Origin of the sequence: Alteromonas portus (genome assembly GCF_005117025.1) — a bacterium.
In the GTDB taxonomy this organism is placed as follows: domain Bacteria; phylum Pseudomonadota; class Gammaproteobacteria; order Enterobacterales; family Alteromonadaceae; genus Alteromonas; species Alteromonas portus.
The window spans coordinates 227,089-243,705 of record NZ_SWCO01000009.1; the positions used below are offsets into that span (position 1 = coordinate 227,089).

The following is a 16,617-nucleotide window of genomic DNA, read 5'->3' on the forward strand; positions in this document are numbered from 1 at the left end:
CACGTCACGAGTAGCCTAAAAGAATTAAGCTTATGTTGCGCTATAACGCTGCCTTGTTAGTGCTAAGTTTCTTTAAACAAGGGCAGACAAAAGCAGCGCAACCAAAGACAGTGTAAACAAAATCAGTGTAGTGGGCAGCGTAGCTAAAAGCGCTATTTAAGAAGCTTGATCAACGCTCGCCCTAAACGAGCGTTTAGCGCACCGGCGGCAATGGCTTCAGCCGAATTCTCCATAAACTTAGCCGACAAGCTGCCGCCAATCTGATTAGCTACTTCATCGGTAGCCAAGTCGAACACGCCCTGTGCCGCTATGTTTTGCGCCAGTACTTTTAATAACTTCCAGTTTCCCGCAGTGCTTGGCCTTAACCCGTATACACGTGCCATGCGACGAATGGTGCGAAAGCTAATCCATACCACAGCAAAAGTTTGAATAAGATTATTAGGGCTTATAAATGCTAGGCTTCCGGCAGTCACCGACTCTTTATTCAACACTTTGTGCGCTTTTTCCTGAACAGGTTTTAGCACCGTATCTTCGTACAGGCCTAATCGTTCTGGGCCAGTCATGTCATCTTGAAGCTGCTGCTTATAGCGGTCGAAGCAATGGGCCGCGTAAGAACCACGGGAAAAACGCTTGCCGTGCTGGTTCAACACACTGTCTATTTTCTGTGGCGAGGATGGCATACCGGCTGATGAGCTTCCTCTGTCCGCTGAAGGCTTTGTACCACTATTAGCCAGCAAATCTCGGATAACACTGGCATCTTCCATCGCAGTATTGACCTGTTTGTAGCCGCGCCATTCTTTGAAGCTTAAAAAGCTAAAGCAGCTTACAAAACCCACCAATAGTGCCCCTAAAACGCTTGTTCCAATAGGGTGTTCAGAAACATTGGCAGCAAGCGTGGTATAGGCTTCAAATACAAAAAAGCCAATTAGCGAAATAACGCCAAAACCTAATGTCGCAGCACCTAACGATAAGCCACCCTTTTTCGCATCTACTTCCCATACATCTTCAGCTACTTGCTGTGGAAGCTTGGTTTCAGGCTGGGCAATATCTAAGGTTTGCGTTTTAACCTTGGTTTTATACTGCGGTTTGTTTACCGAATTCGTTTTTTGATCACCTTGAGACGCTGTTTGAGATTGCGTACCTGCATTACCTTTATGGTCGCTATGAGCGCCATAAAGCGCTTCGCTTCTTATATTAGATGAGCTGCTCATATTAGACGAACTGATGGCATCGGGCGCGCTAGACGGCTCTGGGCTTTCATCAAATGTATAAGGTTTATCGCTCATTATTGCTCTCCTTTGCCCAGTAAAAACTGAAGCAATCTGTCTACGCCCTTACCGGCTAAAATTCGTGCCTTAAAATCGCTGGGCACACTGACATTAGGTACGGGGAAGTGGCTACCCTCTTCCATATCTTTCAGCGTGCTGGGAATGGGCTCAAACGTAGATTCTACATAACGGCCATCGGTGTCTTTGTAACGAATAGCGTCTGGATTACTGCCATCGTCAGTGACCTGCATGCTAGACACCAAAAAATGTTCAAACTGAATAGGTTTACCATCGAACCTGGCTCTTGCCCCTTCGGTGATTTGGGTAAGCAGGTTAAGTAAATTATCGCGCTGACTTACCGGCACCAAGTCAGACTTAGTAGCCACAAATGCCACTTTGCCTATCTGTTCTTTTTTCAATACATTGCGGGAAAACCACGAACTTTGCCCGTACACAAAGGTATCAGCCAAGTGGCTCAGAGTTTCCTTTAACTGATATAAGTGCTGCCTGCTGTGGTTAAGCCCTTCAAACAAATCCACTAGAATAATTTGCTTATCGGTTTCTTTGAAGATGGACTGCTTTAGCGGTGTTAACCACCCGCTTTGAAACTTCGAAAAATGCTTATCAAATATTTTAAACCACGGGTGCGACACGTCGCTGGTAATGCTGGAGGGCAGCGGCGTAAAGCCGAAGGCCTGCCAGTTAAAATCGCTCGACTCCAATAAAAAACTGCCCGGCTGCAGCAAGGATATGCCGTTGGCTTTAGCTTCAACCAAATAATCGCGATAAGCATTAACCAATAGCTGAATACGCTTTTCTGTAGGCTCTTGTTCGAAGTCGAACTGATTAACAAAGGCTTTCCACTGACTGGCAAAACACTGCTGCGGCCCACTGCTAAGCTGTGCCCACGCAGAGTCTGACCAATGGGCATAGGTTTTACTTAACATAGGGATATCGGTAACCCATTCGCCGGGGTAATCGATAAACTCAAACACCACATCGCTATGAGGTAGCACGTGGCGCTTTAATGACGCGGTTTCTTTTAAACGCACCACTAGCTTAAATCCGAATGCCTCTTCGGTAGCTTTAGGCCATCGCCCGTTTTCAAGATCAGCAATATTCTGCAGGTGCGGAAAGGGTTTATAGCCTTCTATGGGCTCTATACGCATATCAAGCACTTGGGAGGGCGGTAAATATCGCAGCAAGGGTAAGCAGGCATAACCCTCTTCACTTCGGCTTTTCAGCATAGTGATTAAACTGGTGAACAGCATAGATTTACCACTTCGACTTAGCCCAGTAATAGTGAACCGGTGCGTTTCTTTGTTAAACGCACTGCTAAGTTTGTCGCCAGTTAGCGACGCCATAGCCCGAGTTTTGTCAAAAAGTGTAGCGATATTTTTCTGCATTATTGTTTTGTATTCTGCCTTTGCAGCTCCTATAGCCTTAAACCTCTACCTTCGAACTTATATTCGCAAAAACAACGTGCCGCAAGGAGCTGCTCTCATTTTATTTAAGAGTGACCGTTATAAGAGTAATGAGGTTAAATAAGACGAAAAGCAAGGGCAGTGCCATTTAATACCAGTGGGCATAGATAATTGCCCACTCAGAAGGCGCTGGCGAAGCTTCTAGCAAAGCGCGGGAATGCAGGAATAACTATTAATGCTCGCGAGTTCGATTAAAAAGCTTTTTCTTTATGCGGTTTTTACTGGAATGCCAGTGGTTCTTGGGTTTACGTGGAGCATTCGCGATAACATGCTCAAAATCGATATCTGACTTTTTAGTAGGCGGCACGTGCGCGCAAAAGAACGTATTAATGTTTGACTGCGCCAGCTTTTTTAAGCTTTCACGATATTGGTTTGGGTGACATAAAGGATATGGCGGTACTAGTTCGCCTTTCACTTGTACCAATACATCAGCGATGTAAGCCTGCTGCGTGGGAATGTGCTTTAGCGTTAAGTCATGATCGGTATGACCTGGCGTGTACATTACCTGCCAATCAGAAAAGCCCGGCAGCAGCTGATTGTCGGTAAAGGTAATATCTGGCGCTAGAATTGGGTTGTACCAAATAGGCATTCTTGGCTTACCAATGCGGTTTGCCACCCACCAGGTTAATAACAAATCGATACCATGGGCGGTACGCCCAGCAAAGCCCGCATACCAATTAATCGCTTTAGGATGAGAAGCCACCTGTGCGCCTGTACGCTGGCGCAATTTAATAGCACCACCGGCATGATCGGGGTGCATGTGAGTAACAACAATCAACTTTAGGTCTTGTAACGGGCGCCCTAACGTTTGTGTTATAAATCGGCAAACTTGGTCTACATCGGCTCGACTACAGCCATCTAGCAATAGTATGCCGTTGCTGTCTTCAACAAGATAAATATGCTGTATGTAGCCTGCTAATGTGTGAATTTTCATTACCGCTTCCTTTTCACCCGACCTGGCAACGCTTGCTAACATTATTTATTAACAGGCCTAAGCCTTTACGTCTGCACACCTTTACAAGCAACACCTTGGTTACTGCAATAAATGGCCTGGCACCGCATAAACACTCTGCGAATACCTGTATTCCAACAGCGCAGTTGAAATAAATCCTATCAGAACCTATCTGGTATGACCAGATTCAGCGAACAAGTGTAGCATTAAATCCCTTAGCCACATCAAACCCGGCTCGCCTTCTTGCTGGCTATGCCAGTAAAGGTGTGTTTCCAGTGCAGGTATTTGATAAGGCAGTTTAGCGGTAATTAGATTATCGTGAGTTACCGCATCAGCTACCGACCCCGGCAAAGTAAGTAATGCTTCAGTACTGGCCACTACATCAGCCGCGGCGCGATAGTTTTGACAGCGCCACAAAGAAGGCCGACTTATGCCTAGCTGTTGCAAAGCAATTTCTTCCACCGACGCGCCTTTAGCTCGGTTAGACACGGTAATATGGCGCGCTGCCACATACTTTTTCTTATCTAAATTTTGTGCCAAAGGGTTTTGCTTGTTCATCAGTACTTTGTAGGTGTCACGCCGCAACAGCGAGTGTGAAATAGGCGCACCAACCGCACGCCCAATATCAATCACTAGGTGAAGGTTTCTATTTGATAGCTCTGCCAGCATGGAATCACGGCGCAAGCGAGTACTTACTATTTCTATGTTGGGCGCTTGCTTTTCTAAAGTAGATAACAGTACAGGTAAAACCCCTAACTCTAACGACTCTTGCATGGCAATAACAAAGCGCTGATGGCTGTGTAGCGGGTCGAAATCGGCAAACTCGCCCAGTGCTTTTCGAATTTCACCCAAGGCTTTTAGAATAGCGGGCGCTAGTCTTTCGCAAGCAGCGGTAGGCAGCATGCTTTGTTTTTCTTTTACAAAAAGCGGGTCGCCTAAAATATCACGAAATCTTCGCATGGCATGGCTAACTGCAGACGGCGTAATATGAAGTGCCTCGGCCACTCGGGTCATGTTTCTGTGCTGCCACAGTGCCTCGAACACCTTAAGTAGGTTTAAATCTAGCTTTTCAAATTGCCTGTTTTCTAACACCAGCAACACCATGAATGAAATTCACACCAATTAAGGATTATATTTCATTTCATTCACCAAGCAAGTTTCTCTAGTATGACCCTAACGAATAGCTTTTGCATACCTTCAATGCTTGCCAATGAACGTGGTTTGCGTGCGTTGTATAAACAACCCAAATACGTGACGCCAAGCTCGAAGGCGCTGTTGCTAAGCATGACAAATTAAAGCCAACGATATAAAGATAAAGGTACCCTATGGATTTTTCACATAACGACAAAACAAAAGCCTTGTTAGAAAAGCTGGATAACTTTATTGCCGAGCATATTGCGCCAATCGAGAATGAAGTTTACGACTTTCATCATAAAGAGAATAACCATGGCGACTGGAAAAGCTGGAAGCTGCACCCTGGCACTGAAGCGCTTAAAGCCAAAGCACGTGAAGCAGGCTTAGCGAATTTATTTCTGCCCGATGCTGAATTAGGCCAGGGTCTTACTACGCTTGAATATGCGCCAATGGCAGAGCGCATGGGCAAATACCTGTTTGCACCAGAGATTTTTAACTGTAATGCACCTGACACTGGCAACATGGAAGTGCTGTATCACTTTGGCAGCGATGCACAAAAAGAAAAATGGCTAAAACCCTTACTGGCTGGCGAGATCCGTTCTGTGTTTGGCATGACCGAACCTGATGTTGCATCGTCTGATGCTACCAACATGGCCGCAACCATTATCGAAGATGGCGACGATGTAGTTATTAACGGTAAGAAGTGGTGGTCGACAGGCCTAGGCCACCCTAACGCTGCCTTCACTATATTCATGGGTTTATCGAACCCAGAAAATGACAAGCACAGCCGCCACAGCATGGTGATAGTGCCGCTAGACACACCTGGAATTACTATAAAACGCATGCTAGATGCTTACGGCGATTACGATGCCCCATACGGCCATGGCGAAATGCACTTCAATAATGTACGCGTAAGTAAAGAACACCTTGTAATGGGTTTAGGTAAAGGGTTTGCGATAGCACAAGGTCGTTTAGGCCCTGGCCGTATTCACCACTGCATGCGCGCTATCGGCATGGCAGAAAAAGCACTAGAGCTTGCGCTTAAACGCGGCCACGAGCGGGTTGCTTTTGGTAAGCCTATCATTCGCCTAGGTGGTAACCTAGAGCGTGTGGCTGATGCTCGCATGGCAATAGAGCAAGCGCGTTTGCTTACCCTTCACGCGGCCTGGAAGATTGATAATCTAGGCGTTAAGCACGCCATGACCGAAATATCAGCTATTAAAGTGGTAGTGCCAAACATGCTACAAAGCGTAGTAGATATGGCATTACAAATTCACGGTGGTGCAGGTATGTGTAGCGACTTCCCTCTAGCCCGCTTTGCCGCTGGTGCAAGAGCCCTTCGTTTAGCAGATGGCCCTGACGAAGTGCACAAAGGCATGGTGTCTCGATTAGAGCTTAAAAAATATCAGTAGTAAAATAAATACGAAAAATGCGGCTTCATTAAGCCGCATTTTTTATGAGTTTTAGAACACCTGTGGACGGTGCTAGTTATTCTCTTCATGCTGTTTAATGCGCTGATGTAGCGCATCTAGTTTTTCAAAGCTATCGAACAATTCTGGATGTGTGGCAATGAGCGCAGCTACATGCTCAAAGGCTTCTGGTCGGGTGTTGCTTGTGAGGAAGCGAACATGATCGTCGCTAGGTAAACGGTTAAAGTCGATACCCGGGCTCGTGGAAGATGATTGCACTTTCATAGCCCGAAAATCTTTTACATAGCGAGGTTCACAGCTTTTGCGGGCGATATTGCTACCAATAGGTTTTTGATATCTGCAGACAACATCGAACTTAGCGACGTCATTAATGCTGTTATACAGTTCTAAAAATTCGAAGCGCTGATCATCGAAGGCTTTCTTTAGTTGAGGCGTGGTTTTTTGACCGAGTATTTCAACTTGCTCTACATTTTCTTTGTCGTTTTTGGCTGTTACCTGAAAGCTCGCCGCAAGTGCCAGCAAAAGCGCCCAAAACGTTATAGCGTGAAATCCGTATTTACGTGCGTTTATCACAGTCAACATCCTCGTTGTTTTATTTTCACGCTATTGAAATTAGCACCTGAACAAATTTCAGTCAAAAAAATACCGCTTCTTGTTACAAGAAGCGGTATTCAATTTTGTTTATAAACTAACGAGTTAGCTTAATAGGTATAGCGTGCCTGCACGTACCACATACCACCGTTAAAGCCAAACGGGCTAGACTCAGAGTAAAGCTGACCTAGGCTTCCTGCGCTTGGGTTTTCTTCTGGGTATTCGTCGAACAGGTTGTTCACACCAACAACAAGATCGAGATTTTCGCTATAAGAGTATTTGGCTTCTACGTCTATCAAAATAGCCGCATCAATACCATCTACACCGTTACCCGTGTCGTCCCAACCACCGTAGTAATTTGCGCGAACTAGAGTGCGAAGTGCGCCTTGCGTATGTGTCCAAGAAATATTACCGCGAAGGTTTGGCAGTAAGTCTTCAATTGCAGCTACACGGCCTTCACCAATTGGGTTAAGTGTACCAACATCGTCCACTTCAGTTTCGTTGTAGTTTGCCGCTAGCGTAATACGTGAATTACCTTCCCATAAATCGAAGCTGTAGTTACCTACAATATCGATACCGCGTGTAGTGGTGTCGAAGCTGTTAGAGAAGAAACGGAACTGTGACAAGTCATCCAGACCGATAAAGTCTGAACGGTCGATAATGCCCGACGCATCAAGCTCGGTAAGCGCTTCAGATACGGTTGCGTAGTCTGTACCGCCACCTGCAAAATTAAGCGCGTCTAGGAAGTTAACGTTGGCACCTAGTGCAACACGGTTTTCCATTTCAATGTTGTAGAAATCGATGGTCCAGCTCATGTCTGCCACATCAATTGACGCACCAAACGAGAAGTTAACCGCTTCCTCTGGCCCTAAGTCTGGGCGACCGTTGCCTTGGCTTTCAATGAAGTCAGCTGCTAGCTGACCCGCCGCTGACGACAATGGCAATGTACCTTGGTCAATCAGCACGCCGTTCACGTTTTGCGTGGTAACGTTAGTAATGCTTGCCTGCCCCGCTGTTGGCGCGTGGAAACCAGTTGAATACGCACCACGTAAACGGAAGTCGTCAGTTACGTGGAAAATACCCGCTAATTTAAAGTCGGTAGTATCGCCAAACTCACTGAAGTCTTCGCGGCGTACCGCGGCTTGCAAGGTTAGTTGCTCGGTTACGTCAGCTTCTAGGTCAATATAAACCGCAGTACTGTCTTGCGACGCGCTGGTGTCGCGAGGAAAACCACCAAAACCGTTAGAGCTAGACGAGAACCCTTGGCTAGCTAGTGGGCCAAGGGCATAAGACGCTTCATCACCGGCAAATAAGTCAAACTCTTCTTTACGGTATTCTGCACCAAACGCTACGTTTAAGTCAGACGCTAAGCCTACATCTACACCGTACACAAAGTTAAGGTTAACTAGGGTTTCCGTTTGCTCCTGACCACCAGGTACAAAGTCACGTGGCGTATCTGGGCCTAACGAGGCGTTGATAGTGTTTCGAATAAAGAAGTCTGTACGGTTAGAGCCACGCTGCGCACTGAAGTCGTAACCCAAGCCGTTACCAATTTCTAAGTCACCACGTACACCTACGGTAAATGCCATGTCTTCGTTGTCGCCGCCAAAGCGAGGTACAAAGCCCGTTGGAATAGTTTCAATGAACGAGAAACAGTTATCGTCAGCCTGTACTTGCGCTAGGAATGTAGGATCTGGGAATACATTGCCTTCACCGCCAATTGGAATACCGTCAATACAGCTTCCACCTACGCCAACACCATCAAGGTCGCCTACAAGCACAGAGTGTACGCCGTCTGGGTCGGCTAAACCTGTTAGTGGGTCAACCAATGGACCTGCGTATACACCGCCGCGCTGGCTACCTTCCGTTACAGGGTTACGGTAGAAGAAGCCACCCGTAACCGTACGTTTACCGTAGTTACCAAATAGGTAAAGCTCGGCTTTGTCGTTTAGCTCGTACGCTGAGTTAATAAAAACTTTATAGTCGTCTTCTACGTCTGGCTGGCCCCAATACTGTGGCACTTCATTGGTATAGGTATTGATAGTAGAAAAGTCTGACTGGCTTAAGTAACCCGCATCAACCATACCTTGAACATCGTCGCGCACAACTGAGCGTACGGTACCTTCAACATCACGAATTTCACCTGTGATGTTCACAAAGCCGTCTGCACCTAACGAGAAACCAGCGTTAGCTGAAATAGTGTAGTTGTCGCCATCGCCTTCATAGGTAGAACCATAGTTTGCGCGGAACTCAAAACCTTCATCATCATCGCGAAGTAAGAAGTTAAGTACCCCTGCGATAGCGTCTGAACCATATTGCGACGATGCACCGTCACGAAGTACTTCTACTTGTTTTAGCGCTAACGAAGGAATTGCTGAAATATCCACACCCTGCGCGCCATCAGAAATACCACCACCTAGGAAAGAAATGATAGAGCCGCGGTGACGACGCTTACCGTTTACCAACACCAACACGTTATCAGGTGATAGACCGCGCATGTTAGCTGGGCGCACAATGGTAGCCGCATCACTAATTGGCTGTGTGTTTACATCGAACGACGGTACGTTAGTACGCAGCATGTCTTGCACGTCGCTAGACGAGTTTTGACGGAATTCATCACCGGTAATTACGTCTACCGGAACAGGTGAATCGGCTGCAGAGCGGTTGCTCATTCGCGTACCGGTTACAATGATATTTTCAAAATCTTCTGCTTTTTCTTCTGCTTCTTGTGCAAAAGTAGGCGCTGACATCGCCGCAAAAAACGGTAATGAACTAGCAATAATGGCAGAGGTTATTCGATTAAGTTTTTTCCCCTTGGGGACGTTACCTTGCTCCACTGTGTTTCTCCTTCAAGACTTGTTGTTTTATATATGGTTTTTAATATTTTTATTATTGGCGTGGGTAATACTTATAAATGACTATCAATACATGTGCATGACAGCAACACTAATAAACATTAAATAATTAGAATGGAATAACTAAAAAAGAACCATGAATGAGATAATTATCACTCATAGGGCGTAATTTATATTAGCCTTTAGGATAATACCCCTTTTCGATTTTGCTCAACGGTGGTTTATCGCTGCTTTCAACGGAAGACGGCGCTAGGCCTAAAAGGATTAACGATTCTTAAGGTTTTTAATGGCCGCACTTTTGTGCGTTAAACAAGCGCATAGCGTTGTTAGTAGATCATGCAAGGCAATTAAAACGCCAAAAACAAAAATGCCCACAGTATTTCGCTAGATATGCATTTACACTGTGAGCATGATATTAAGTTTAAAGCGACGCGGTAACAAACCACAACAAACGGCAGCTAACCATTAAAGATTAACTGCCCTTGTTGAGATATAGCGCTTTAATTAAAAGCTATATGAAGCACTTAGCTGCGCGTTAATGCCTGCGCCGTAGTAGCCCACAGTATGTAGGCTGTTAATGTACTTCTTATCGAAGATGTTATTAATGTTCATGCGAACGGTTAGGTTTTCAGAAAAGGCTTGCGACGCATACACATTACCCAAGAAATACGCACCTTGTTCAACGTTGTAATCAACATTGCTTATTTCAGACTGCCAACGGCCACCAAAGCCTACTTCTACCTCTGGTGCTTGCGGTACTGTGTACGCTAACTGGAAGGTTACTACGTCGCGCGGTGCCCATAGGTTTGCATCGTTACCTTGCTCGTCTTCTACGTCGATAGCGGTATAAGACGCGTTAACACGCAGAGCATCGGTTACTTGGCCGGCCACCTCAATTTCAAAACCATCAGACTCTACCGATACGCCTTCGTAGTAATACTGCAGGGTTTCTGGGTTAGTGCCAGCGTAAGCGGCTAGGTTGTCTTGCTCTGCAGTAAAGTAGGCGAACGTTGTTAATAAACGGTCGTCGAACCACTGGGCTTTCACGCCCGCTTCAAAGTTTTGACCTTTTGTTGGGTCTAGGTACTGGCCGTTAATGTCGTACTGTTCTTGCGGCTGGTACACATCTGAATAACTTACATATGCGTTCACGTCTTCTGTTACCGCGTAAGTAGCGCCAACGTAAGGGCTGGCTTCGCTTTCTGAGTTATCGATAACCGCGCCTGCGTTTTGCCCTGTACGCTCAAAATCAATAGCGTTGAAACCAGCAATAACATGCATTTCATCGGTAACGCTGAAACGCGCAGAACCGAAGTAACGCGTTAGGGTTTGTTCAATATTTGAATACTCAGCAGCCGCTAGCCATTCAGGCTCGGCAATAGCATCTAACGCATAAGGGAACGCAGGCGTTGGGCCAAATGCAGGCGTAGTAGCATAGTCAAATGAATGAGCATAAGACACATCGTCGCTGGTAGCGTGACTTACACCAAAGTTCACTTCATGATTGCGGCCAAACAGCTCGAAATCACCAAATACACGGCCTTCTACAAGATGAGAATCGCGCTCAGAGTCGTAACGTCCCGGCCAGCCAACAAGGCCTAAGCCTGTGTCTTTATCAATTGCGCCGTAGGCGTAAAACAGTTTGCTTTGATCTTCAAAGTCGCGGTAGTTATAGCTAAGCAGAAGCTGCCAATCGTTGTCGAATACATAGTCTAGCTCTACAAACGCATTGGTAGTTTCGGTATCCCATTTCGTCCACTCTTGGGCCGTGGTATCGCTAATGTCCCACTCGGCTTGGGTGCCATCGGTGTAGTTAAATACTAGGCCGCCCCAGGTGTTGCCGTCGGTATTAGCATCTTGGTAAGACAACCCAAAGGTTACGGTAGCGTTATCGGTTAACTGACCGTCGATAACACCGTATACGAAGCTGCGATCGTTCTCTAATCCATCCAGGTGCGATTCTTTATCTTCAACGCTTGCTACTACGCGTGCTGCCCAGCTGCCGTCTTCAGTAAGCAGCATTGAATAGTCGCCCTGAACACGCTTAAAGTTGTACGAGCCAATGCTTGCACCAATTTCACCGCCCTCTTCATTAGTTGGGCGCTTGCGCACATAGTTAATGGTACCCGACGCATTACCCACACCGGTTAAAAGACCGTTGGCACCACGAATAACTTCAATTTCTTCATAACCGTAAGCTTCAACAGAACCGGTAACAATGCCCCAGTCGTTCGGCAAGCCCACACCGTCTATTTGGGTGTTTTTAATTTCAAAACCACGGGCCGTATAGTTAGTACGGTTAGTTTCCCACTCTTCTACATTAATACCCGGCGCAAGCTTTAGCGCGTCATTAATATTAAACGCACCAAACGACTGCATTAGGTCTTCAGAAAGAATACTAATAGACTGCGGCGTTTCGCTAATTTCCATGGTTAAGCCCGTTGCACCGCGGCTAACACGGTTTTGACGAACGCCAACAATACGAATTTTTTCAACGTCTGCTTCTTTAACTTCTACCGTATCGCTTTGCGTAGTTTGCGCATTTACCGACAATGCAAACGCGATAGGCGTTAGTGCAAATAAACTGCTTAATTTCATGGTTTTCTCTGTTATTGGTTTTGAAGGGTTGGTTTTTCGGGCAGAAGTATAAAACAGCTTAAAGTTAATTTAAATGATAACTGTTATTATTTACGAAGCAATCATTGGAGAAATGCTGTAACGCTGGCTGCGCAAAGCCTAATGCGATAATCTGTACTTCAGATCAGGGAGGCATCGACGTTTTGACCAGCAGTACAAAAAACACCATTACGCATTACAGCGAAAAAGCGCAGCACTATTTCGATTTGTACAATTCAGTAGAAGCTGAGAATGTACATAGCGATTGGAAAGCATTCTTACAAAACGCCAATAAAGGTAATGCGCTAGACGTAGGCGCTGGCAGTGGCCGCGACGCCAACTGGTTAGCCGAACAAGGGTGGAAAGTAACAGCAGCAGAGCCTGCTGATGAGCTAAGAAATTTAGCACAAGCCAATTCCCATAACAGTGTTACATGGTGTAACGCCAGCTTACCCGCTCTGACTGCCCTACCCCAAGCACCAAAAACATACGACATAATACTGCTTTCAGCGGTATGGATGCACTTGCCTAAAGATGAAAGGCCACCCGCGTTAAAAAGGTTAGCAGAATTGCTTTCAGAAAATGGAACCATGTATATCAGCCTTCGGTTCGGCCCCAATGACGAAAAACGGCCCATGCACCCAGTTAGCTATGAGGAATTAGCGACGTTAGCACAGAGCACCGGCCTAACTACACGCAATTTAAATCCAGTTCCTAGTCAGGATGGGTTGAAGCGAGATGATGTGAAGTGGGTTACTGTTGAAGTGGTGAAGGGATAATGACTGCTACAAACTATCTGGTTACCGGTAGAAACAAGCAATACCTTCTACATGAGATTCGCGACGCCCTAAAAAACGCTACAAGTATAGAAATAGCAGTTTCGTTTATTCGTATGTCGGGCCTAAACCTTATCATTCAAGACATTGAAGATGCGATGAATTCGGAAGAGCGCAATGTGAAGTTATCATTGCTGACTTCTGACTATATGAACATAACTGAGCCACAAGCCTTAAAGCGTTTAATGCTGCTTAAAGAACGGGGCGCTGACATCCAAATCTTTGAAAGTAAGCAAGCCACCAGCTTTCATTTGAAGTCATATATATTTGTTAAAAATAGTGGCGAAGTACTAACCTCAGCTAGAGCGTTCGTTGGCTCTAGTAACATCAGTAAAACGGCACTTACCGACGGTATAGAGTGGAACTATCGAATTGATTACCCAAATCATAACGACAAAGAAGCCATAGCCAGAATTGAAGAAATCCGAGAGCAGTATCACTACCTCTTCACATTACCCCAAGTTAAGCCATTAACTTATGACCTAATAGCTGATTACGAAATTAGGTACAACACAGCAAGAGTTGTTACACCAATTCAATCTGCTGCATCATTGCCAGATGAAAAAGAGCATGAAATTCCGGAGCCAAGAGAACACCAAGCAAACGCTTTAACAGCGCTTAGTCAGGCCCGAAAAGAAGGCGTTCAAAAAGGTTTAGTAGTACTAGCAACAGGTATGGGTAAAACCTACCTAGCGGCTTTTGATGCTGCGCAGATAAATGCTAAAAAAGTACTTTTTGTAGCACATCGAGAAGAGATCTTACTTCAAGCAGAGGCTAGCTTTCTTAAGATACACCCAAATAAAAAGGTAGGTCGATACAGCGGAAGGAAAAAGGATGAAGAATATGACTTTCTGTTTGCCTCCATTCAAACAATAGGACAGTCGTCTCATCTAGCTAAATTTCATGCTGATGCTTTCGATTATATTGTTGTAGATGAGTTTCATCATGCCGCAGCGGGTGGTTACCAACGTTTACTGCAACATTTCACGCCGTCATTTTTGCTAGGTTTAACCGCAACACCGAACAGGACTGACGGTAGCGATATTCTCAAACTATGCGACAACAATCTTATTTACCAGCAAGACCTGTTCGATGGAGTCAAAGCTGATGCGTTGTGTCCTTTTTCTTATTTCGGCATTTTCGACAAAGAAGTAGACTACGAGCACCTGCCTTGGCGCAATGGTAAATTCGACCCTGAAAAGCTATCTAATAAATTAGCGACCAAAGGCCGTGCGAAACATGTTCTCACTGAGTGGAAAACTAAGTCGCAAGATGTATCACTGGCTTTTTGCGTATCGCGCAAACACGCAGATTACATGGCAGATTACTTTAATCAACAAGGTGTCGCAGCAGCCAGTGTTCATTCGGACTCATCACTTACGCGCAGCGAAGCCTTAGAAAAACTTAACAACGGCGAAATTAAAATATTATTTTCGGTAGACCTATTCAATGAAGGCGTCGATTTACCGAAGATAGATACCGTATTAATGCTTAGGCCTACTGAATCGAAGATACTTTTTCTACAGCAAATGGGCCGAGGCCTTCGTAAAAGCGAAGGTAAGGACAGGCTAATTATTTTAGATTTTGTGGGTAATCATCATAGCTTTTTAAACCGCCCCGAAATGTTATTAGCTAGCATTATAGATGGACCGCAAAACCGCAGAAAAATAATCGACCTTGCCAAAAATGCCAATAAACTACTTCCAGCCGGTTGTTACGTAAACTTTGACTTAGAGTTTATCGATTTCCTAACAAGCCTCTCTGAAGACGAGCTTGACATCCAATACGATAAGTTAAAAGAAACCTTAGGTAGAAGGCCTACTTATACAGAGTTCTATCAGTCAGGCGCGAGCTTAGAAAAGCTTAGACGAAATAGGGGATCATGGTGGGAGTTTGTTGATAGCAAGGGCGACCTCAAAGCTGACGAACTGGAAGTGCTTGAAGAGCACCTACAGTGGTTTAAAGACCTAGCTGTTACTCGTACTTCGAAGTGCTACAAACTGGTGTTACTTTCCACGATGATTGAGCATAAAGCTTTTCAATCGCAGGTAAGTGTTGATGATTTAGCAGAATGGGCACGACAGTGGTTTTTGGATAACCCAGAATGGATTTCAGATTTACCGGAAAGTAAACAACAATTAGCCTCGTTAAGTAAATCTGAGTGGCGAGTGCATTGGCGTAGCAACCCAATCAAATTTTGGTGTACTGAAGAACCTGAATCGAAGGTTTCGTGGTTTAGCATTAGTAATCAGCAATTTCATTTCAAGCAAAGTATCACAGCAATTCAACATGATTTGTTTTTAGCAATGACCGTTGAGGTTAATAACCAGCGCCTTGCCAAATACAGATATCAGAAGTTAGCTATAGCGTCCCCTTCTTCCAACAACATTGTTCAATTTCCCGAGAAAGTGCAGCTTCCCTTTTTCCCTGACATCAAAATAGCTTGCGGGCATTTCAAAACGGGCAATGCGGAGGCATCCGAACTTGTAAATGCACCATATGGCTATGGAAATATAGACAACTCTCGACATTTCATCGCTCGTGCATCTGGTAATTCTATGAACGGCGGTAAGAACCCTATTTATGATGGTGACTACCTGCTTTTAGAGCAAATCACACCAAATAATGCTGGTAGTATTAGCAATACAACAGTAGCCATCGAAAGGCAGGATGAAACTGGCGACAATCAATATTTGCTAAGGAAAGTACTCAAAAATCCTGATGGCTCTTATACTCTGAGAGCAGCTAATCCAGATTACGATGATCTCATAGCAAGTGAAGAAATGGTGACCTTCGCGCGCCTAAAAGGAAAAGTCGACCCGCTTGAGCTTTTTGTAGGGCAAGAACTAATGCGCGAAGAGATCCCTCCGCTTTTCAACGAAGAGTTCAATCCTGGTAATTGGCAATCGGGGCATGTCGTACTCAAAGAAAAGAATGTTCAAATTTTGCTGGTTACCCTAAACAAACAAGGGAAAGGCAGCGAACATCAGTACCATGATTATTTTATTGACGATAAACATTTTCATTGGCAGTCGCAAAATAGTACTTCACCAAGTAACAAGCGTGGAAGAGAAATAGTTGAACACCAGAAATTAGGTAGCCGCGTTTACCTTTTCGTTCGAGAGAGCAAATTGAGAGGGAAAACAGCTTCACCTTTTATGTTCTATGGCGAGGTGAAATATATTAGTCATGAGAGTGAAAAGCCGATGAATGTGACTTGGGAGTTACTAGGTTAAGTTTTGAATAATCTAAATAAATGCACAGGTTCGCGGACTCATCATTTCAACTTAAAATTTTAAAGTGCTTTAAAACAAGGACTGTACATGGAAATACTTTTCGTAATGGCGATATCTCTTTTCCCCTTTGCGTTAGTGATACTTTTCGCCGTTTGCTACAACAAAATTACAGATAAAAAATCACGTATACCTTTTGACTATGCACGTACGGCACG

10 protein-coding genes are annotated in these 16,617 nt (G+C 45.0%); 3 read left to right on the plus strand and 7 right to left on the minus strand.

What is annotated here, in order from left to right:
- Nucleotides 1-152: 152 nt before the first annotated feature.
- From E5672_RS16450 to E5672_RS16465, 4 genes are all read right to left on the minus strand, one after another.
- Nucleotides 153-1,286: a YcjF family protein gene (locus E5672_RS16450; protein ID WP_136783201.1), complete on the minus strand. Its 1,134-nt coding sequence runs from the start codon at nt 1,284-1,286 to the stop codon at nt 153-155.
- Nucleotides 1,286-2,674 carry a YcjX family protein gene (locus E5672_RS16455; protein WP_136783202.1) on the minus strand — a complete coding sequence of 463 codons (1,389 nt, stop codon included), beginning with the start codon at nt 2,672-2,674 and terminating at the stop codon, nt 1,286-1,288. Before E5672_RS16455 ends, E5672_RS16450 begins: the two co-directional genes overlap by 1 nt.
- A 250-nt stretch (nt 2,675-2,924) precedes the next feature.
- A complete protein-coding gene (locus tag E5672_RS16460; protein ID WP_136783203.1) occupies nt 2,925-3,686 on the minus strand; it encodes an MBL fold metallo-hydrolase in 762 nt (253 codons plus the stop codon).
- A 186-nt stretch (nt 3,687-3,872) separates the two neighbouring features.
- A complete protein-coding gene (locus E5672_RS16465) occupies nt 3,873-4,808 on the minus strand; it encodes a LysR family transcriptional regulator (protein WP_205676502.1) in 936 nt (311 codons plus the stop codon).
- A 221-nt stretch (nt 4,809-5,029) separates the two neighbouring features.
- Between E5672_RS16465 and E5672_RS16470 the strand changes: the two genes are divergently transcribed.
- Complete coding sequence (locus tag E5672_RS16470; protein WP_136783205.1) at nt 5,030-6,250, plus strand: acyl-CoA dehydrogenase family protein; 1,221 nt, start codon at nt 5,030-5,032, stop codon at nt 6,248-6,250.
- Between the two features lie 72 nt (nt 6,251-6,322).
- On the opposite strand, the gene E5672_RS16475 is transcribed toward E5672_RS16470, so the two are convergent.
- From E5672_RS16475 to E5672_RS16485, 3 genes are all read right to left on the minus strand, one after another.
- Nucleotides 6,323-6,841, minus strand: coding sequence for a hypothetical protein (locus tag E5672_RS16475; RefSeq protein WP_240692262.1), 519 nt, complete (start codon nt 6,839-6,841; stop codon nt 6,323-6,325).
- Between the two features lie 128 nt (nt 6,842-6,969).
- Nucleotides 6,970-9,696, minus strand: a complete 2,727-nt coding sequence (locus tag E5672_RS16480) for a TonB-dependent receptor plug domain-containing protein (protein WP_240692263.1) — start codon at nt 9,694-9,696, stop codon at nt 6,970-6,972.
- 522 nt (nt 9,697-10,218) lie between these two features.
- Nucleotides 10,219-12,312 carry a TonB-dependent siderophore receptor gene (locus E5672_RS16485; RefSeq protein ID WP_136783207.1) on the minus strand — a complete coding sequence of 698 codons (2,094 nt, stop codon included), beginning with the start codon at nt 12,310-12,312 and terminating at the stop codon, nt 10,219-10,221.
- A gap of 182 nt (nt 12,313-12,494) precedes the next feature.
- Between E5672_RS16485 and E5672_RS16490 the strand changes: the two genes are divergently transcribed.
- Entirely contained in the window at nt 12,495-13,109 is a 615-nt protein-coding gene (locus tag E5672_RS16490; protein WP_136783208.1) for a class I SAM-dependent methyltransferase, read from the plus strand.
- Nucleotides 13,109-16,402: a DUF3427 domain-containing protein gene (locus E5672_RS16495; RefSeq protein WP_136783209.1), complete on the plus strand. Its 3,294-nt coding sequence runs from the start codon at nt 13,109-13,111 to the stop codon at nt 16,400-16,402. Before E5672_RS16490 ends, E5672_RS16495 begins: the two co-directional genes overlap by 1 nt.
- Nucleotides 16,403-16,617: the final 215 nt, after the last annotated feature.